We start from the raw sequence: 18,521 nt of genomic DNA, 5'->3' as shown, positions 1-18,521 counted from the left end.
TCGGATCTCGAAAAAATCTGGCTTGGCCAGGTTTTAAGGCAAGATCCGCTTCGGGTCAATTCTCTGACAAATCGGCCGCACGCCGTGAAAGCAGCGCCGACAGTGGACTGTCGGGCCGCGCCGTCGAACGCTCGGCCGTGAGCGCTCTTGCCAGCGCGCCATCACCCGCCCGCAAGGCCGCTTCGATCAGTGTCAGGTCGATGATGTCGCGTTGTGCATGGCTGCCGCCGAAGCGATGGGCGATCGCCCGAATCGGCCTGATCAGGCGCACCGTCCGGCTATAATCCCTGTCGCCGAATGCCTGGATGGCGAGCGTAAGGGGATGGCCTACATCCCGGGTGAAAGCCGCGTTGTCGTCGTCGCCGCGCATGGCCTCCCGCTGCGCGTCGAGCAAGGTCCGGGCCGGGGCGTCGAGCCCGGCACCAACGAAGGCCATCATCGCGTGAGCGTCGTTGAAAGCATAATTGCCGGCGCCGGCCTTGGGCGCCCAGTTGGTGGCAAGCGCTGCCCAGCGATCGCCTGCATCGAGGCCGCCGAGATGGAGCCGCCACAAGATCGCCGAAGCATCGACCATGTTGAGCGCCAGCGTCGATCGCGTGCCGTAGATCGGCCCGTCATAAAGTGCCAGCACCTCGTCGGTCTCGCCGAGGTCATAGTGAAATAGCGCCAGATGCCACCAATTGTGCACCTTGAGAAAACTCTCCGTCGTCCACGCCTCGGGGTTGGCGCGCATCCAGGCGATGCCATCCTTTTGCCGGCTTTGCATCTCCATCACATGCGCCACGGCATGTTGCGCCCAGCCGTCGCGCGGCTCGATCTCGATCGCCGCGCGGCCAAGCGTTTCGGCACGGGCGTAGTCTCCCATCTCCTCCAGCCCGAAGGCCTGCATGCCGAGCACGGCATGGTAGCCTGGCATATCGTCCTGCCAGGACGGCAAGGCGCGGGCGATGCGGTCGCGCAGCATGCGGGCATTGCCGGTGAAGAAATCGATCTGGTGCCCGATCTGCAGCGCCACCGCATCGAGCGGGAAATCGATGGCGACGTCTTCGAGGATGCGGGCGGCCTCATGCCAGCGCCCGCCGGCGAGATGGCCAAGGGCAGAGACATGCGCCTCTTCGCGCCCCGTCGCGGCAAGCGGCAGCGCCGCTTCGTAACATGCCTTGGCCACGGCCGTCGCCTCTCGTTCAGTAGCGAGCCCAAAGAGATAGCCCTTGAAGACATGCGCCATGACGAAACCGGGGTTCTCGGCGATGGCCCTGTCGACCGAGCCGACAGGATCGCCGATGAAGCACTGCAGCTCACGCACCGCCTGGCTGTAGGGCGTGAACCCCGCATCGCTCGCGCCCGAAAACGCCAGGCCGAATGCATCATTGACTGCCATGCAACGTCCCCTGATCGACCCGTGAGCGATCCTTCGAACCTAGGTCCGAAGCGATCTTAAAGCCGTGCGGTGATGACCGGCGGCCGCATCGGCCGCGTTAACATGAAGCTCGATGAGAATTATTTCAACATGTCCGCCGGCACCATCGGCCGCGACCTCGTCACCGGCTTCGACAAGGACACGATCATCCTCTCGGGCGGCACTATCGGCGGCAATATCAGCGTCAGCGGCGGCAATGACAGCGTGACGGTTGCCGGCGGCACGGTCGGCGGCGATGTGCCGATGAGCTTTGGCGACAATTTCGTCTGGAGTGGCGGCGGCATCATCTGTGGTTCGGTCGACCTCGGCGGCGACAAGCGATGCCGCCAGAGTCGGCGCTGCGCGAGGAGCGAGCCCGAACTCAATTGCTGGAACGCATCGCCACCGTGGCGATGCCGGCGCCGACCAGCAGCGTGCCGCCGGTTCGGTTGAAGATGCGGATCGCCTTGGGGTTGCGAACGACGTTGCGGGCGCGTGCCGCGATCAGCGCGTAGCCGAAGGCATTGGCGAAGGCGAGCGCCAGGAAGGTCGTCTCGAAGATCAGCATCTGCGTCCAGAAATCGGCGTGCCGGTCGAGGAACTGCGGCAGGAAGGCGACGAAGAAAGTGATGCTCTTCGGGTTGAGCGCGGTGACCAGCCAGGCATGCGCCATCATCTTGGCCGACGATACTGCGTCGGTGCGCGGTTCGGCTTTCAGCGCGCCGCCGGCGCGGAACAGTTTCACGCCGAGATAGATCAGATAGCCGGCGCCGATCAGCTTCAGGATCGTGAAGACAGTCGCCGAAGCCGCCAGCAGCGCGCCGATGCCGAGCATCGACATCGTCATCGCGGTGAAGTCTCCCAGCGCCACGCCGACCGCCATCGGCAGGGCGGTGCGCCAGCCCTGGCCCAGCGCATAGGACACCACCAGAAGAATAGTCGGCCCCGGAATGACGAGAAGGATCGTCGATGCGGCGGCGAAGGCGGCCCAGTTTTCGAAGGACATGCTCGTCTCCCTTGAGCTCAAAGAAGAGGATAAATCCTTAGGCCCGGGAGAATGTAAAGGCCACGATTTCAATCGCGCCAACGGCAGGCCGGCATCCGTTCGCGCCGTTTAGCGAAATCACGACATCGGCCAAGGCCTTTACGCTTTATCAACCATGAATGGTGAAAATGCCTGCTATCCGGCCGGACCGTGCTTCCCGCCGACAGCGTAGGGTTTGGGTACATGCGTGGGTTGCCGCAAGGTCTGACGCCGCCGCGAAACGGCGACGCAATCGAAACCGATCATCACTTCTCCCGCCGTGCCATACTGTCCGGGGCGGGCGCGCTGGCGCTGCTCAGCGCCGCCGGCTGCTCGACTTCCGGCGGTGGCCTGTCGATGCTGCAGCTTGACGACACGGTTACCGGCTCGGTGCGGCCGATCCGCCCGAGTATCAGCGTCGACAAAAACATCACCAGTCCCGACTTGATGTACGCCGCCTTGACCGATGGCGGCTTCAACGTGCCCGAAGTGCCTTACCTCAAGGTCAAGCCGGAATTCCGCCGCCAGATCGTGGTCGACACGACGGGCGAAGCGCCCGGCACCATCGTCGTCCACCTGCAAGAGCGCATGCTCTACCTCGTCCAGCCGGGTGGCGATGCCATCCGCTATGGCGTCGGCGTCGGCAAGGACGGCTTCCGCTGGTCCGGCCGCGCCAACATCCAGTACGGCAGGGAGTGGCCGACCTGGACGCCGCCGCCCGAGATGATCACCCGCAAGCCGGAGCTGGTGAAGTGGCAGGGCGGCCAGCCCGGCGGCCTCACCAATCCGCTCGGCGCGCGTGCGCTCTACATCTATCAGGACGGCAAGGACACCGGCTACCGCATCCATGGCTCGCCCGAATGGGCGAGCATCGGTCAGGCGATGTCGTCGGGCTGCGTGCGCCTGATCAACCAGGACATCATCGACCTCTACAGCCGCGTTTCGAAGAAAAATCCGGTGGTGGTCGTCTGATCCGTCACCCGCTCCACTCTCCCGTTGCGCGATAGCGAAAGACAGGCGAAGGTGCCCTGAAACCATCGCCTCGGGAGAGATCAGGAATGGCCGGAACTTTCGTCATCGCGCAGGGCGGCGGCCCGACCGCCGTCATCAACCAGACGGTTGTCGGGGCGACGCTGGAGATCCGCAAGCGGCATCCCGGCGCCAAGGTGCTGGGTTCGCTGCATGGCGTGCGCGGCATTCGTGACGGCAATTATGTCGACCTCTCCGCCATATCGGAGGACCGGCTGCGGCTGATCGCCGGGACACCAAGCGCCGCCCTTGGCTCGACGCGCGACAAGCCGGACGCCGCCTATTGCGACGTGATTCTCAACGGCCTGAAAAAGGCTGGCGCCGATGCCTTCATCTACATCGGTGGCAACGACACGTCGGGCACGCAGCAGATCCTGACCGACGCCGCCGGCGGCAAGATCGCTTTCGTCCATGCACCGAAAACCATCGACAATGATCTCGAGGAAAACGACCACACGCCAGGCTTCATGTCGGCGGCCGAGTTCGTCGCCGGCGCATTCCTCTCCGTCGATCTCGATTTTCGCGCGCTGCCCGGCATCTATGTCGGCATCGTCATGGGCCGGCACGCAGGATTCCTGACCGCCGCCTCGGCCGCCTGGCAACTCGACCCCGACAGCGGTCCGCACCTGGTCTACGTGCCGGAGCGGCCGTTCTCGGCCGCCGGCTTCATAGAAGACGTGCGCGCTACGCTCGACCGCCACAAGCGCTGCATTGTTGCCGTGTCGGAAGGTGTCAGCACCGCCGACGGCAAGGCGCTGGTCGAAAGCCTGGTGCCACCGGACAAGCTCGAGCGCGACGCGCATGGCAACGTCAAATTGTCCGGCAGCGATCTGCCGGCCGCGCTTGAGCGCGCATTGGCCGAAGGCCTGCCGGGCAAGCGGGCCCGCGTCGATGCGCTTGGCTATATGCCGCGCGGCTATGTCGGCGCCATCAGCGCGGTCGATGCGCAGGAGGCTTTCGATGCCGGCGCCTTCGCCGTCACCGTTGCCGAACAAGGCGGCGGCTCGGTGGCATTGCAATATGACGGCACCAAAACGGTGCTGAAGAAGGTGCCGTTGAAGAACGTCGCCGGCAAGACCCGCCATATGCCTGACACTTTCATGAAGCCCGACGTCAACCAGCTGTCCGATGCCGGCATGGCCTACCTCAAGCGGCTGGTGCCCGAAAAATACAAGGTCGGGAAGCCGTTCGTCTGATGCCCCAGGCTCACACTTGATGCCGGTTCAAACTTGATGCCGGGCTCACACTTGATGCCGGACTGGTTCAGCAGGAGCATCGTCGACGACAAGACGACGATGCTGACCGAGCCGTTCGTGCATGAGTATGTGCGTGCCAATATCTGGCACCTGCGCGGACGCGACGCCGACCTTTTGGTCGATACCGGCATGGGTATTTGTCCGCTGGCGCCGGAGATCGAGACGCCGGAGGGCAAGCCGCTGCTGGTCGTCGCCACCCATATCCATCTCGACCACGTCGGTTCGCTGCACGAATTCCCGCTACGGGCGGGGCCAAGGATGAGTGCCGCGCAGTTCGAGAGCATGGACGAGGCCGCCACCTACGCCTACATGTTCCGCGACCTCGAAGGCGCCGTTTCGAAACTGCCGGAACATGGCTGGAAGGCCGCCGACTACAAAATCCCCTCGGCACCGTTGACACACATCCTCGGCGAGGGCGATTTGGTCGATCTCGGCGACCGGCAATTCCGCGTGCTGCATCTGCCCGGTCACTCGCCGGATTCGATCGCGCTGTTCGACGAAACCGACGGCCTGTTCTTCAGCGGCGATGCCATCTACGACGACCGACTGATCGACGACCTTCCGGACTCCGACCAAGCCGCCTATGTCAGCACCATGCAGCGCCTGCTCGACCTGCCGATCCGCATCGGCCATGGCGGCCATGGCCCAAGCTTCGACGGCAAGCGCATGCGCGAGATCGCCTCGGCTTACATACGCCGGCGAGCGGGTCCGTAAGCGCGTCCTGAATTAAATCTTCGTAAGGTCGGCCCAAAACCCTAATCCAGGCCGATCCAAAACCTAGATAGCTGGTTGTCGATGCGGCCGGCCGCCATGTACGGCGAGACAGGCGATCCCGGTCGCCGGCACGCCGACGGGAGCTTCTCCAGGAAACCCCGCGGCGCCGGATCAACTCTCGCCCGGACAGAACGACCATGTCACCCCTAAGCATTCTTCGTAGGCATCGCGTCGCAGCCCTGCTGGGCGCTGCACTGATCATCTCTCCCGCCGTCGTCTCGTTGGCGCAGAACGCGAGCAGCATCGGCACGAGCAACGCCGCCGCGACGACCCAGACCCCTATTGCCGGGATAAAGGCCCCGAACGGTTCGTTTGCACCGATCGTGGCGACGGCCAAACCGGCGGTGGTGACCGTCACTACGGTCACCAAGGCACAGCCGGAAGCGATGGGCGGGGCGTCGCCTTTCGATGGCGATTCACCCTTGGACGATTATTTCCGCCAGTTCTTCGGTGATCAGGGAACACCCATGCCCAGGACGCCGCCGCAGCGCCAGGCGCCGCGGAGCGAGGCCTTGGGCTCCGGCTTAATCGTCAGTACCGATGGCACCATCGTCACCAACAACCACGTCGTCGATGGCGCCTCTTCGATCAAAGTGACGCTCGACGACGGCACCGAGCTTCCGGCCAAGCTCGTCGGCCGCGATGCCAAGAACGATCTCGCCGTGCTCAAGGTCAAGACCGGCAAGTCCTTGCCGGCCATCAAGTGGGGCGATTCCGACAGGCTGATGACAGGCGACCAGGTGCTGGCGATCGGCAATCCGTTCGGCATCGGCACGACGGTCACCGCAGGCATCGTTTCGGCACGCGGCCGCGATCTGCACAGCGGGCCGTTCGACGATTTCATCCAGATCGACGCACCGATCAACCGTGGCAATTCCGGCGGTCCGCTGGTGGATGTGAACGGCAACGTCGTCGGCATCAACACGGCGATCTTTTCGCCCAACGGCGGCAGTGTCGGCGTCGGCTTCGCCATCCCGTCCGACCAGGCGCAGAAAGTGGTCGCCAAGCTGATGAAGGGCGGTTCCATCCAGTATGGCTATCTGGGCGTCCAGATCCAGCCGGTGACGCCTGACGTGGCAAGCGCCATCGGGCTCGATCACGCCGGCGGCGCCCTGGTTTCACAGGTCAATGACGGCTCGCCCGCGGCAAACGCCGGCATCGAGAGCGGCGACGTCATCACCAGCTTCGCCGGACAGGACGTGAAGGACCCCAAGGACCTGTCCCGGGCCGTCGCCGACGTCGCGCCGGGCGCCAGGGAAACACTGGATGTCTGGCGCAAGGGCAAGACCATGCGGATTTCCGTCGATGTCGGGCGCAACAGCGACGAGGCCAAGACGGCGTCGACCGGCGATTCCAGCGCGCCGAGTGCTGGGCAGGGCGCGCGCCTGCCGGCGCTCGGCCTTGGCCTGATGGACATCACGCCCGAAATTCGCCAGCAGATGAACCTCGCCGACAACGAGCATGGCGCGGTGGTCGCCAGCGTCAATCCCGATAGACCGGCGGCTGCCGCCGGCGTACAGCCCGGCGATATCATCGTCGCCGTCAACCAGGCTCCGGTGAAGAGCGCCAGGCAAGTGACCCAGGCGATTGCGCAGGCCGGCAAATCGGGCCGCCATTCCGTGCTGCTCCTGGTGGAGCGAGGCGACGCTCAGATCTATGTTGCCGTGCCGTTCGCCAATGGCTGAGACGTATTTGCCGGCGTGAGTGCTGGCGGTGTGGCAGGCCTGTCGATGACGCACCTGCCATTCCATGCGATCAAATGGCGGCAGTCTAGTCGCGCGCAGCTATATCGGCGCGGATAAGTACGGTCACGGATCCGTTCCGAAGCAACGGACGGTAGTCCGCCAGTGCCGCGGCGATTGCCGGATTGTCATGCAAAGGCGGCATGGACTGCTGTGCGATTAGGTCCAATTGCACCGGTGCGCGCGGTCCGGCAGCGCCGTCGTCGATGACGATGTCCGGACGTTTCGCTGCGAGTTCGCTTGCGATCGAAACGGCGTATCTTTCCCGCAGTGCCGCCAAATCCCCCCGCTTCGCGGGGTCGTGCTCCAGCGTCATCAGTATTCCCGCGTCATTGACCATCCACCCTGATTGTTGGCGTGCCACGAAGCGGGCGCCGGTCATCCGAGTGAGCGGATTGCTGAACTGCAGTTGCGAGGCGATTGACATCATGGTTGGGCGCTCGACCGCGCGCACGATTGCCGCGGTCGCGTCATCAAGATCGCGACGCGAATGGGCGAACGCCATGCCCTGCTGCAGCGCTGTCAAAAGCCCAATCGAGAATAGGCAGAGCGCGGCGCCGGCCCTGGCCAACGCCGGTAGGGTCCGGAACGGTTTCGACCTTGCATATTGCAGCATGAGGGCCAGGACGCCGAGCGTCAGAAATGGCAGTGCCTGGTAGGTCCAGCCTTTGCCCATAATAACGAAGGCTGGAACGTAGGCGGCGCCCGCCAGCAGCACTATCCCGGCGTCGCGATCGGGCCGACCGGGATACGCCATCGCCAGCAGGGCCACAGTCATAGCCACGAACATCGTAACGTGCCACTGCGTCAGCACGTCAGCCACCGGCATGCGCATGGGCAAATAGACCTGACGCAGCAGCGGCAGCACATCGGTAAAGAAGGGCTGCATGAAAATGGCAAGCGCGATCAGGTAGGCCACGGTGAGAGTTGCGCCGATTACATTTTCAGTGGTCAGCAGCGGATGCAGCGACCGTCGTCGCAGCGCAGCGGCCAGGGCAGGCACCGCCAGAGCCAGCACGCTGTAGGGCGGTTTGATCATGACGAATATCCCAGCGCCGAGACCGGCAACGATCCGCTCGGTCACGCTGCCGTCTTGGAAATCGGCAGTCTTGTCGCGTGCGGAAAACAGAGCCAGCCAAGGCAGCAAGGCGAGGACGGCGATCTGTTCTCGCTGGCCGAAATCGATCGGGAACAGGAATAGCACGAAAAACACGGCAGCCGGAACGATCCAGACATGCCGGTTCAGCGTTTCGTCCGCCCGCGCGACAATGCGTGCCGAAAAACAGACTGATGCGACCGCGAGTGCGGTCACGCCGACGCTCACCCAAAACTCGGCCGGCACCCTGGTCAAGCGCTCAAGCAACACAAAGGGCAAGTACAGCCAGACGGAGAAGGCCGGGTTGACCTCGATAATGTCGACCGAGAGGCGCTCGCCATCGAGCACCCGCTCGCCGATCGTCAACAGCCACGACACGTCGACGTTGCCTGGCATGACAAGGAACGAGACGATGATGGTATAAGCAACAATCAGCAGCGTCGCGGCCACAGGCCAGCCGCAGCGGCCAGCAGCCGCGACTTCAACGGATTGCACAGCGGCCGGTTTGTCGGAAGCAACGAATGGCGCATCCATGCCAGCGGTCCTCACCACCAAAGCAGCAGTCGTGCTGCATATTTAGCAAACCGGCGGTTAAGAGCGTTCTAACCTGGCGGCCGAACGCCGCTTCACCTCCAAAAGGGTCGCTCGGAACGGTTCCAGTCGAGGCGCTTTACGTCTCGTTTTTATGCGTCTCACCAAAACCGCCGCGCAATTGGGCGCCATGCATCTGATTTTATGCATGCCGTTGTCCCAGACCGATGCACAGCTAGGGCGACATGCATCAGAGCTTGCGCAGCGCCACTTCCTCGACCAGATGGTCGGCGCCCTTGCGCAGGATCAGGTCGGCGCGGGCGCGCGTCGGCAGGATATTTTCGCGCAGGTTCTTCAAATTGATGTTGGTCCACAGGCCTTCGGCGATCGCCCGGGCAGCACCCTGCGAGAGCTGCGAATAGCGATGGAAAAAGGAATCCGGGTTGCGGAAGGCCGTGTCGCGCAGCCGCATGAAGCGGGAAATGTACCACTCGTGGATCAGCTTCTCGTCGGCATCGATATAGATGGCGAAGTCGAAAAAGTCAGACAGGAAAGGCACGATCTTGCCGTCCTGCGGCAGCTTGCCCGGCTGCAAGACATTGATGCCTTCGAAGATCAGGATGTCCGGCCGGTCGATGGTGACGAACTCGCCGGGAATGACGTCGTAGGTGAGGTGTGAATAGACCGGTGCGCGGACATTGCGCTGCGCCGACTTGATGCCCGAAAGGAAGCGCAGCAGCGCGCCGACATCGTAGCTGTCTGGAAAACCCTTGCGCTCCATCAGGTTTTCGCGGCGCAGGACCTCATTGGGCAGCAGGAAGCCGTCGGTGGTGATGAGATCGACCTTGGGGCTCGACGGCCAGCGCGCCAACAGCTCCTTCAGCACGCGCGCCGTGGTCGACTTGCCGACCGCGACGGAACCGGCAATGCCGATGATGAACGGCGTCTTGACCACATCCACCGCGTTGAAGAAGGCTTGGCGCTGGCGAAACAGAAGCTGACTCGCTTCGACATGCGCCGACAAAAGCCGCGACAGCGACAGATAGATGCGCTTGACCTCTTCGAGGTCGATCGGGTCGTTGAGCGAACGCAGGCGGCGGAACTCGTCCTCGGTCAGCGTCAGCGGCGTGTCGGCGCGGAATTGCGACCATTGCTCGGCGGAGAAAAAGCGAAAAGGCGAATATTTCTCGGTCGGCGCGAGCTGATCCATCGAGACTCCTGCCCTCCCTCGCGATCAGCCCTGGGGCCGCGACGCCTTCTCGGCGATGCCCGAACGCCCGGTGCGGCTTTCGAGCTCCTTGAGCACGTCGCCCAGCGGAATCCCTGAGATGCCGAGAACGACCAGCCAATGATATATGAGATCGGCACTTTCCGAAACGAGGGCCGGTTTGTCGCCCTTGACGGCGGCAATCACCGTCTCGACCGCCTCTTCGCCAAGCTTCTGTGCCGCCTTGTCGATGCCGCGCGCGAACAGCTTCGCGGTCCACGAGTCCGGGTCGCCGGACTCTGCGCGTTCCCTGACGATTTTTTCCAGATCGGATAGCGAAAACTCAGTCATGGCGCCGTCTATCCGCTTGTTTACGAATGATCTTTTCGAAAACGGGTTCCCACTTTTTCGGGATCATGCTTTAGGACCGATCACCGGGGGAGTCCAGCCGCATCGGCAGGCCTGCCTTGGCCATATGAGCCTTGGCTTGTGCTATCGTGTAGGTGCCGAAATGGAAGATGGAGGCCGCCAGCACCGCACCGGCATGGCCGTCGCGGATGCCCTCGACCATGTGGTCGAGCGTGCCGACGCCGCCGGAAGCGATAACCGGCACGCGAACCGCGTCTGATACCGCGCGGGTGAGCGCGATGTCGTAGCCGGCCTTGGTGCCGTCACGGTCCATCGAGGTCAGCAGGATCTCGCCGGCGCCGCGATCGACCATTCGCCGGGCGAACTCGACCGCATCCATGCCGGTCTTCTCGCGCCCGCCATGGGTGAATATCTCCCAGCGGTCGGCCTCGCCGGCGCCGGACACTTTCTTGGCGTCGATGGCGACGACGATGCACTGGTTTCCGAACTTGTCGGCCGCCTCGGCGACGAAATCCGGGTTCTTGACCGCCGCCGTGTTGATCGACACCTTGTCGGCCCCTGCCAGCAGAAGTTTCCGGATGTCGGCGACCTGGCGCACGCCGCCGCCGACGGTCAGCGGCATGAAACATTGTTCGGCGGTGCGGGCGACGACGTCGAAGATGGTTTCGCGGTTGTCCGACGAAGCCGTGATGTCGAGAAAGCAAAGCTCGTCGGCACCGGCCGCGTCATAGGCCTTCGCGGCCTCGACAGGGTCGCCGGCATCGACGAGGTCGACGAAATTGACGCCCTTGACGACGCGGCCGTTCTTGACGTCGAGGCAAGGAATGACGCGAGCCTTCAGCATCAGCGGCCCTCTATCGTGGCGATGAGATCGTTGAGCAATTGGCCGACGAGCGGCGGAACATTGGCTTGCGCGTCGAAGGCCGGATCATAGGCGGAAACGGTGATGCCGACGACCGGCAGCGCAAGCGCCATGGCGCAGGTCGCATCGCGCAACTGTTCCGGGCTCGGTCCGCCGGGAGTGATATAGCGATTGGCTTGCAGCGCCTCCGGATCATGCACGTCGAGATCGAGATGCATGTGCACCCTTTTTGCGCCGGCCGCCTTCAGTCTTTCAATCGCCCCGGCCGCATTCGCGCATTCGGTCCGAATGACCGGCAATTTCTCCAGCAGCTGCTTTTCGTCCGGATCGAGATCGCGTGCATTGACGAGCACGCAATGCGCCGGGTCGATCGGCTTGAAGCCGGGAATGGCTGATGCCATCGGGCGCCAGCACAAGCCAAGCACCGTCGCCAGCGCCATGCCGTCGAGAAAGCCGTATGTGGATGTCTCGGGCGTGTTGAGGTCGCCATGCTGGTCGGCCCAGATGATCGCGTCGGCGGCTTCGCCTGCGACCGCACCGGCTGATGTCAGGCAGTTTCCTGCAAGCACGATGGGAAACCGCCCCCTGTCGCGGGCAATACGGACCTCGCCCGATATGGCGTTGCAGACCGCAAAGCCGGTGGCGATCTCGCGCTCTTGGGCATGGCCGACCTTGCCGATGTCCTCGACCGCAACGTCGTGGCCAGCCATGGTCAGGGCATCGACCAGCCCGCCCGATATCAACGCGTCCGGACCCTGGCCCATGCCGCCGTGGAAATGGCCGCTGTCATAGGAGGCGAGGATGATGGTGAGTTTCACGATTTCGCCTCCGCCACAGGCCTGCTCCGCAGGATCGCCAGCGCTTCGGCCGGATCGATGCGGCCATCATAGAGCGCGCGGCCGGAGATCGCGCCTTCAAGCTTTTGAGCGTCCGGCATGGTCATGCGCACGATGTCGGCGATCGAGGCGAGGCCGCCGGACGCGATGACGGGGATCGACACGGCGTCGGCGAGATCGATCGTGGCTTCCCAGTTGATGCCGGTCAACACGCCGTCGCGGTCGATATCGGTGTAGATGATGGCGGCGACGCCGGCGCCCTCGAATTTCTTCGCCAGTTCGGTGACGCCGAGGCTCGACGCCTCTGCCCAGCCCTCGACGGCGACCTTGCCGCCCTTGGCGTCGATGCCGACGGCCACCTTCCCCGGGAAAGCCTTGCAGGCCTGTTTGACCAGTTCGGGATCGCGCACCGCCACCGTGCCGAGGATGACGCGGGCAAGACCGCGGTCGAGCCAGTCCTCGATCTGCTCCAGCGTGCGTATGCCTCCGCCGAGTTGCACCGGGTTCTTCGTCGCCTTGAGGATGGCGCCGACCGCCGCGCTGTTTACGCTCTGGCCCTGGAAGGCGCCGTTGAGATCGACGACGTGCAGCCACTCGAAGCCTTGCCGTTCGAAGGCCTCGGCCTGGGCGGCTGGGTCATCGTTGTAGATGGTCGCGGTCGCCATGTCGCCGTGCTTCAGGCGCACGCACTGGCCGTCCTTGAGGTCGATGGCTGGAAACAGGATCATCCGTTCAGGCGCCTTCAACGATGACGAAGTGGCCGGTCGAAGCGGCAAGCCTGAACTCCAGAGCATGCTGATATTCGGGCGAATGATAGCATTCTACCGCCTTGTCGTAGGATTCGAACTCGACCAGCACATGACGGTTTCCGGTTGGTCCTTCCGGATTGTCGTAGCGACCGGCCCGCACCAGGAATTTCGCGCCGTACTCGGCAAAGGCGACGGCATTCGCCTCGATGTACCGCTTGTACATCTCGGGATCGCGGACATCTATCATCGCCATCCAATAGCCCTTCCTGCTCATGTGCTCAGGGCCTCCAGCGCAGGAAGTTTGTGATCAGCGCGAGACCCAACGCCTGGCTCTTTTCAGGATGGAACTGCGTGCCGACGAGATTGTCGCGGGCGACGGTGGCCGTCACCAGGCCGCCGTAGTCCGCAACCGCCAGAACTTCGTCCGGTTTGCGCGCATCGATATGGTAGGAATGGACGAAATAGGCGTGCAGCCCCGCGGCCCCGGTCGGAATGCCGGTAAACAGCGGATGCTGGCGCCTGAGCTCGATCGTGTTCCAGCCGATCTGCGGGATCTTCAATGCCGGATCGGCCGGCGTGATCTCCTTGACGTCGCCGGCAATCCAGCCAAACCCGTTGGCAATCGTCTTCTCAAGGCCTCGTTCCGACATCAGCTGCATGCCGACGCAGATGCCGAGGAAGGGCCGGCCCTTCCGAACGGCGACTTCCTCGACTGCTTCCCACATGCCGTCAACGGCGCGCAAGCCGGCCGCGCAGTCGGCATAGGCGCCGACGCCGGGCAGGACGATGCGGTCGGCCGTGCGCACCCGTTCGGCGTCGGCCGTCAGGTCGATCTGCGCGGATATGCCGGCCTCGCGCGCGGCGCGCTCGAAAGCCTTGGTGGCCGAGCGCAGATTGCCCGAACCGTAATCGATGATCGCAACACGCATGTCAGCGCCTTCCCGGAATATGGGTCAGTCCGAGCGCCATGCCAGGCTGCGCAGGGCGGGCAAGAGCCGCATCCGGAATCATGCGCGGCGCCGGTACGGCTTGGCCGGAAAGCGCATCGGCTTCCAATGCGTAGCGTGCGTCGGCATCATCGAGCCAACCGGCCTCCACCACGCCCCATTCATGCCAGCCGCGCCGGCGAAGTGCCGCGATGCGCAGGCCCTGCCCCTCCAGGCCGACATAGAGCGAGACCAGCAGCGACAACAGCGAACCGGCCAGACCAAGGCCGAGCCCTTCGCCAAGCATCGAAAGCAGGACCATCACAAGGAAGACAAGTGCTGCCTCGATCCACATCCGGTGCCAGGCGAACCACAGCGGCGGCACCAGCAGACCAAACCAGGTGAAGCCATCGCGGACAAGGGCGGCTGCATCGACCTTTTCGCTGCGGCCGGGCGGTTCCATCACGACATAGGCGGCCATGACGCTATCCCTTCAAAGATCCCTTGGTGGAGGGAACCGCGTCCGGCTGGCGCGGGTCGCGTTCCAACGCAGCACGCAGCGCACGCGCCACGGCCTTGAAGCATGTCTCGGCGATATGGTGGTTGTTGGCACCATAGTGATTGGTGACATGCAGCGTGATGCCGGCATTCTGCGCCAGCGCCTGGAAGAATTCACGCACCAGTTCGGTGTCGAACGTGCCGATCTTCGGCGACGAGAACGAAACGTCCCAGACGAGGAACGGGCGGCCGGACACGTCGATTGCCGCGCGCGTCAGCGTCTCGTCCATGGCAAGGTCGATCGAGGCATAGCGCATGATGCCGCGCCGGTCGCCCAGCGCCTTGGTCAGCGCCTGGCCGAGCGCAATGCCGGTGTCCTCGACCGTGTGGTGGTCGTCGATATGCAGGTCACCCTTGGCCTTGACCGCCATGTCGATCAGGGAATGGCGGGAAAGCTGGTCCAGCATGTGATCGAAGAAGCCGACGCCCGTCGCGATCTCCGACTTGCCCGAGCCATCGACATGGACCGATACGGAAATGTCGGTTTCCTTGGTCTTGCGGCTTGCTTCGGCGGAACGGCGCGCCATCACTCTATCCTTGTCCCAGAGGGGTTGCGTCGCAACCGGTTCACGGGCCTCAAGCGCTCGCAGGCTTGAAAACGAGAGCCTTCTATCAGCATGATCCGGCGATTGCCAGTTGCCAAGCACAGAGGCACCGGCCTTGCGGCAGGGCCCCGAGATCGGGTTGACAATGGCCTGGTGACGGCCGGTCGGCTAGCCGGTGGGTTGTGCCGATAGGAATTTTTTCTTGACGGGTGAGTGCAGCTATGCTAGATATCTGGTCATGGTGACGAGTTGCGCCAAGAACACGCGGCCAGGCGGGTTTTCCGTTCAATGCTTCGTCAACCGCGCGCCGGCGAAGGCTCCGAGGGAACCCCGCTAACCCGTATTGGCCTTGCCGGAGAGGCAATTTGCAATCGTTCGCCCCATGCATACATATGGCCGATCAAAGTTACTCGTACCGCGCCAATCGCCTTTTCGGGATCGCGCGAATCGGAGCCAGGACATGTCTGATAATCTGACCATGCACGCCACGACCATCGTAACGGTGCGCAAGGGCAACAAGGTGGTGATCGCCGGCGACGGCCAGGTCAGCCTTGGCCAGACCATCATGAAAGGCAACGCCAGGAAGGTGCGCCGCATCGGCAAGGACGGCAATGTGATTGCCGGTTTCGCCGGCGCCACGGCGGACGCCTTCACGCTTCTGGAACGGCTCGAAGCCAAGCTCGAACAATATCCCGACCAGCTGACGCGGGCCTGCGTCGAGCTCGCCAAGGACTGGCGCACCGACCGCTACCTGCGCCGGCTGGAAGCGATGATGCTGGTCGCGGACAAGTCGATCTCGCTGGCGCTGACCGGCACTGGCGACGTGCTTGAACCCGAACATGGCGTCATGGCCATCGGTTCCGGCGGCAATTACGCACTGGCTGCCGCGCGCGCGCTGATGGATACCGACAAGGATGCCGAGGAGATCGCCCGCAGGGCCATGCAGATAGCGTCGGACATCTGCGTCTACACCAACAACAACTTCGTCGTTGAAACGCTCGATGCCGCCTGAGCAGGTCGTGCTCTACGATTTTCGGCCGGTGACCAGGAAAGACCTGCCGATGATCGCCGGCTGGCTCGCCGAGCCGCATGTCGCGGAGTGGTGGGACGACCCGGAGGCCGAAATCGCCGAGATTCGCGACCATATCGACTCGATTTCGGTCGAGCCGCTGATCGTCGAACTCGACGGCGAGCCGATCGCCTATCTGCAGAGCTACGATCCGCATCTGGAGGACGACCACCCCTATGCCGACCAGCCATTCGGCACGCTCGGCATCGACCTATCGATCGGCCGGCCGGAGCTGATCGGCATCGGTCACGGTTCGGCGATCGTGCGCCAGTTTGTCGAACAGCTGTTCGAGGAAGGTGTTCCGCGCGTCATCATCGACCCGGATCCAGCCAATGGTCGCGCGATTCGGGCCTATGAAAAGGCTGGATTCCAGGCGATTGATCGCAGGCAGTCGGTCTATGGTAACGTCGTTTTGATGGGAATCGACGCCGACGAAGGCGACGCGGACGAGGGGTAATAGGGCATGAACACACTGGTCGACGAGAAAGGCCTGTCCGCTTACGAAAACAGCTGGCGGATGGGGCTACTGATCGTTCTTGGCCTAGTCACGGTCCAGGCGGCCACGCTCTATCTGATGGGTCATCCGCCGATCTGCACCTGCGGTTACGTCAAATTCTGGCACGGCGTGGTGATGAGTTCGGAGAACTCCCAGCACATTTCGGACTGGTATACGTTCTCGCACATCATCCACGGCTTCCTGTTCTACGCGTTGGCACGGTTCCTGTTTCCGCGTTCGCCGATCGGCTTGCGGCTGGCATTCGCCGTCCTCGTCGAAGGCGGCTGGGAAATCCTCGAAAACAGCCCGTTCATCATCGAACGCTACCGCGCCGGTACTATTTCGCTCGATTATTACGGCGACAGCATCATCAATTCGGTATCCGACACACTGGCCATGGTGCTGGGATTTGTGATGGCGCGAAAGCTACCTATATGGGTGATCGTCAGCCTCGCCCTCATCTTCGAAGTGGGTACTGGCTATCTGATCCGGGACAATCTGACACTCAACGTGATCATGCTGCTGCATCCGTCCGAGACCATCAAGCAGTGGCAAACTGGAATTTAGTGATATGAGCACATTCTCACCCCGCGAAATCGTTTCGGAACTCGACCGCTTCATCATCGGCCAGAAGGACGCCAAGCGCGCCGTGGCCATCGCCTTGCGCAACCGCTGGCGCCGCCAGCAGTTGGAAGGCCAGATGCGCGAAGAGGTGATGCCGAAGAACATCCTGATGATCGGGCCGACCGGCGTCGGCAAGACCGAGATCTCGCGCCGCCTGGCGCGCCTGGCGGGTGCGCCCTTCGTCAAGGTCGAGGCGACCAAATTCACCGAAGTCGGCTATGTCGGCCGCGATGTCGAGCAGATCATCCGCGACCTCGTCGAGATCGCCATCGGCCTGGTGCGCGACAAGATGCGTGAGGACGTCAAGGCGCGCGCCCATATCAACGCCGAGGAACGCGTTCTGGAAGCCCTCGTCGGCAAGACCGCGAGCCCGGCCACACGCGATTCCTTCCGCAAGAAGCTGCGCGACGGCGAACTCGACGACAAGGAGATCGAGATCGAAGTGGCCGATACCGGCAATGGCGGCATGCCCGGCTTCGAGATTCCCGGCATGCCCGGCGCCAATATCGGCGTGCTCAACATCAACGATATGCTGTCGAAGGCGATGGGCGGCAAGAAGACCAAATTGCGCAAGACGACGGTGAAGGAGTCCTACGCGCTGCTGGTCGGCGACGAGTCCGACAAGCTGCTCGACCAGGACGAGGTGGTGCGCCAGGCGCTGGACGTGACGGAAAACGACGGCATCGTCTTCCTCGACGAAATCGACAAGATCGCCGCCAGATCGGATATATCGGGCGGCCCGTCGCGCGAAGGCGTGCAGCGCGACCTGCTGCCGCTGGTCGAAGGCACGACGGTGGCGACCAAGTACGGGCCGGTGAAGACGGACCATATCCTGTTCATCGCTTCCGGCGCATTCCATGTCTCGAAACCGTCGGACCTGTTGCCGGAATTGCAGGGCCGCCTGCCGATCCGCGTCGAACTGCGCGCGCTGGAAAAGGAAGACTTCGTCCGCATCCTGACCGAGACCGAAGCCAGCCTGATCAAGCAATACATCGCGCTGATGAAGACCGAAGGCGTTGATCTCGCCTTCACCGATGACGCCATCGATTCGCTGGCCGGCATCGCTGTCGATCTCAATGCCAGTGTCGAGAACATAGGCGCCAGGCGGTTGCAGACGGTGATGGAGCGGGTTCTGGACGATATCTCCTACGACGCGCCGGACCGCAACGGCACGAGCGTCACCATCGATGCCGCCTATGTGGAAAAGCATGTCGGCGATCTCTCCAGAAACACCGACTTGTCGCGGTTCATTCTCTAAACGACGGCGCCGGAACATTCCGGCTCCGGTTCGGGCAACAGGTTTCCCGCAGCTGGATCGTGTGTGGCCAGATGGTATCATCTGGCCACCTTTCGTCTCGCCGTGAACCGGGTCGCTCTCGACTCGGCCCGGAGCTTTACCTAGTTTGCCCGCAAAATTTGCAGGCGGCGG

The 18,521-nt window shown here is 63.3% G+C and carries 20 protein-coding genes and 1 pseudogene; 9 read left to right on the top strand and 12 right to left on the bottom strand.

The annotated features are described in order from the left end of the window. Window positions 1-55 precede the first annotated feature (55 nt). Complete coding sequence (locus NKJ26_RS17815) at window positions 56-1,381, bottom strand: tetratricopeptide repeat protein (protein ID WP_352696337.1); 1,326 nt, start codon at window positions 1,379-1,381, stop codon at window positions 56-58. A 66-nt stretch (window positions 1,382-1,447) separates the two neighbouring features. Here NKJ26_RS17815 and NKJ26_RS17810 point away from each other — a divergent pair. Beyond that, window positions 1,448-1,735 (top strand): annotated as a pseudogene (locus tag NKJ26_RS17810) (autotransporter family protein); the annotation flags it as partial. 46 nt (window positions 1,736-1,781) lie between these two features. On the opposite strand, the gene NKJ26_RS17805 reads toward NKJ26_RS17810, so the two are convergent. Further along, window positions 1,782-2,405, bottom strand: a complete 624-nt coding sequence (locus NKJ26_RS17805; RefSeq protein WP_352607633.1) for a LysE family translocator — start codon at window positions 2,403-2,405, stop codon at window positions 1,782-1,784. A 222-nt stretch (window positions 2,406-2,627) separates the two neighbouring features. Between NKJ26_RS17805 and NKJ26_RS17800 the strand changes: the two genes are divergently transcribed. The 4 genes from NKJ26_RS17800 to NKJ26_RS17785 all read left to right on the top strand — a co-directional run bounded on the left by NKJ26_RS17800 (window position 2,628) and on the right by NKJ26_RS17785 (window position 7,167). Continuing rightward, entirely contained in the window at window positions 2,628-3,395 is a 768-nt protein-coding gene (locus NKJ26_RS17800) for a L,D-transpeptidase (protein ID WP_352607631.1), read from the top strand. 86 nt (window positions 3,396-3,481) lie between these two features. Beyond that, window positions 3,482-4,648 (top strand): 6-phosphofructokinase, encoded by a 1,167-nt coding sequence (locus tag NKJ26_RS17795; RefSeq protein WP_352696336.1) that lies wholly within the window; start codon window positions 3,482-3,484, stop codon window positions 4,646-4,648. 54 nt (window positions 4,649-4,702) lie between these two features. Continuing rightward, complete coding sequence (locus NKJ26_RS17790) at window positions 4,703-5,422, top strand: MBL fold metallo-hydrolase (RefSeq protein WP_352696362.1); 720 nt, start codon at window positions 4,703-4,705, stop codon at window positions 5,420-5,422. Window positions 5,423-5,619: 197 nt separating this feature from the next. Then, window positions 5,620-7,167, top strand: coding sequence for a DegQ family serine endoprotease (locus tag NKJ26_RS17785; protein ID WP_352696335.1), 1,548 nt, complete (start codon window positions 5,620-5,622; stop codon window positions 7,165-7,167). A gap of 85 nt (window positions 7,168-7,252) precedes the next feature. Here NKJ26_RS17785 and NKJ26_RS17780 read toward each other — a convergent pair whose 3' ends face one another. From NKJ26_RS17780 to hisB, 10 genes are all read right to left on the bottom strand, one after another. Beyond that, on the bottom strand, window positions 7,253-8,854 hold the full coding sequence (locus tag NKJ26_RS17780; protein WP_352696334.1) for a hypothetical protein: 1,602 nt from the start codon (window positions 8,852-8,854) through the stop codon (window positions 7,253-7,255). A gap of 247 nt (window positions 8,855-9,101) precedes the next feature. Next, complete coding sequence (gene coaA, locus NKJ26_RS17775; RefSeq protein ID WP_027023962.1) at window positions 9,102-10,061, bottom strand: type I pantothenate kinase; 960 nt, start codon at window positions 10,059-10,061, stop codon at window positions 9,102-9,104. A 24-nt stretch (window positions 10,062-10,085) separates the two neighbouring features. Then, complete coding sequence (locus tag NKJ26_RS17770) at window positions 10,086-10,409, bottom strand: phosphoribosyl-ATP diphosphatase (RefSeq protein ID WP_352603845.1); 324 nt, start codon at window positions 10,407-10,409, stop codon at window positions 10,086-10,088. Window positions 10,410-10,479: 70 nt separating this feature from the next. Beyond that, on the bottom strand, window positions 10,480-11,274 hold the full coding sequence (gene hisF, locus NKJ26_RS17765) for an imidazole glycerol phosphate synthase subunit HisF (protein ID WP_352696361.1): 795 nt from the start codon (window positions 11,272-11,274) through the stop codon (window positions 10,480-10,482). Continuing rightward, complete coding sequence (locus NKJ26_RS17760; protein WP_352696333.1) at window positions 11,271-12,107, bottom strand: arginase family protein; 837 nt, start codon at window positions 12,105-12,107, stop codon at window positions 11,271-11,273. The genes hisF and NKJ26_RS17760 overlap by 4 nt, the downstream gene beginning before the upstream one ends. Then, window positions 12,104-12,853, bottom strand: coding sequence for a 1-(5-phosphoribosyl)-5-[(5-phosphoribosylamino)methylideneamino]imidazole-4-carboxamide isomerase (gene hisA, locus NKJ26_RS17755; RefSeq protein WP_352696332.1), 750 nt, complete (start codon window positions 12,851-12,853; stop codon window positions 12,104-12,106). Before hisA ends, NKJ26_RS17760 begins: the two co-directional genes overlap by 4 nt. 4 nt (window positions 12,854-12,857) lie before the next feature. Beyond that, window positions 12,858-13,148, bottom strand: a complete 291-nt coding sequence (locus NKJ26_RS17750; protein WP_352696331.1) for a DUF1330 domain-containing protein — start codon at window positions 13,146-13,148, stop codon at window positions 12,858-12,860. A gap of 4 nt (window positions 13,149-13,152) precedes the next feature. Further along, on the bottom strand, window positions 13,153-13,803 hold the full coding sequence (hisH, locus tag NKJ26_RS17745) for an imidazole glycerol phosphate synthase subunit HisH (RefSeq protein ID WP_352696330.1): 651 nt from the start codon (window positions 13,801-13,803) through the stop codon (window positions 13,153-13,155). Between the two features lies 1 nt (window position 13,804). Further along, window positions 13,805-14,281 carry a DUF2628 domain-containing protein gene (locus tag NKJ26_RS17740; protein WP_352696329.1) on the bottom strand — a complete coding sequence of 159 codons (477 nt, stop codon included), beginning with the start codon at window positions 14,279-14,281 and terminating at the stop codon, window positions 13,805-13,807. Between the two features lie 4 nt (window positions 14,282-14,285). Continuing rightward, window positions 14,286-14,885: an imidazoleglycerol-phosphate dehydratase HisB gene (gene hisB / locus NKJ26_RS17735; protein ID WP_352696328.1), complete on the bottom strand. Its 600-nt coding sequence runs from the start codon at window positions 14,883-14,885 to the stop codon at window positions 14,286-14,288. Between the two features lie 478 nt (window positions 14,886-15,363). Here hisB and hslV point away from each other — a divergent pair, with 478 nt between their 5' ends. The 4 genes from hslV to hslU are packed head-to-tail and all read left to right on the top strand — an operon-like array spanning window position 15,364 to window position 18,350. Then, a complete protein-coding gene (hslV, locus tag NKJ26_RS17730; RefSeq protein WP_027023971.1) occupies window positions 15,364-15,915 on the top strand; it encodes an ATP-dependent protease subunit HslV in 552 nt (183 codons plus the stop codon). Beyond that, window positions 15,905-16,429, top strand: coding sequence for a GNAT family N-acetyltransferase (locus NKJ26_RS17725; protein WP_352696327.1), 525 nt, complete (start codon window positions 15,905-15,907; stop codon window positions 16,427-16,429). Before hslV ends, NKJ26_RS17725 begins: the two co-directional genes overlap by 11 nt. Before the next feature lie 6 nt (window positions 16,430-16,435). Continuing rightward, on the top strand, window positions 16,436-17,035 hold the full coding sequence (locus NKJ26_RS17720; RefSeq protein ID WP_352696326.1) for a DUF2585 domain-containing protein: 600 nt from the start codon (window positions 16,436-16,438) through the stop codon (window positions 17,033-17,035). A gap of 4 nt (window positions 17,036-17,039) precedes the next feature. Next, window positions 17,040-18,350, top strand: coding sequence for an ATP-dependent protease ATPase subunit HslU (gene hslU, locus NKJ26_RS17715; RefSeq protein WP_027023974.1), 1,311 nt, complete (start codon window positions 17,040-17,042; stop codon window positions 18,348-18,350). Window positions 18,351-18,521: the final 171 nt, after the last annotated feature.

The sequence above is a fragment of the Mesorhizobium sp. M0152 genome, assembly GCF_040322415.1.
GTDB lineage: Bacteria > Pseudomonadota > Alphaproteobacteria > Rhizobiales > Rhizobiaceae > Mesorhizobium.
Note: the sequence above shows the minus strand (reverse complement) of the source record. Positions and strands in the feature narration are given on the sequence as shown.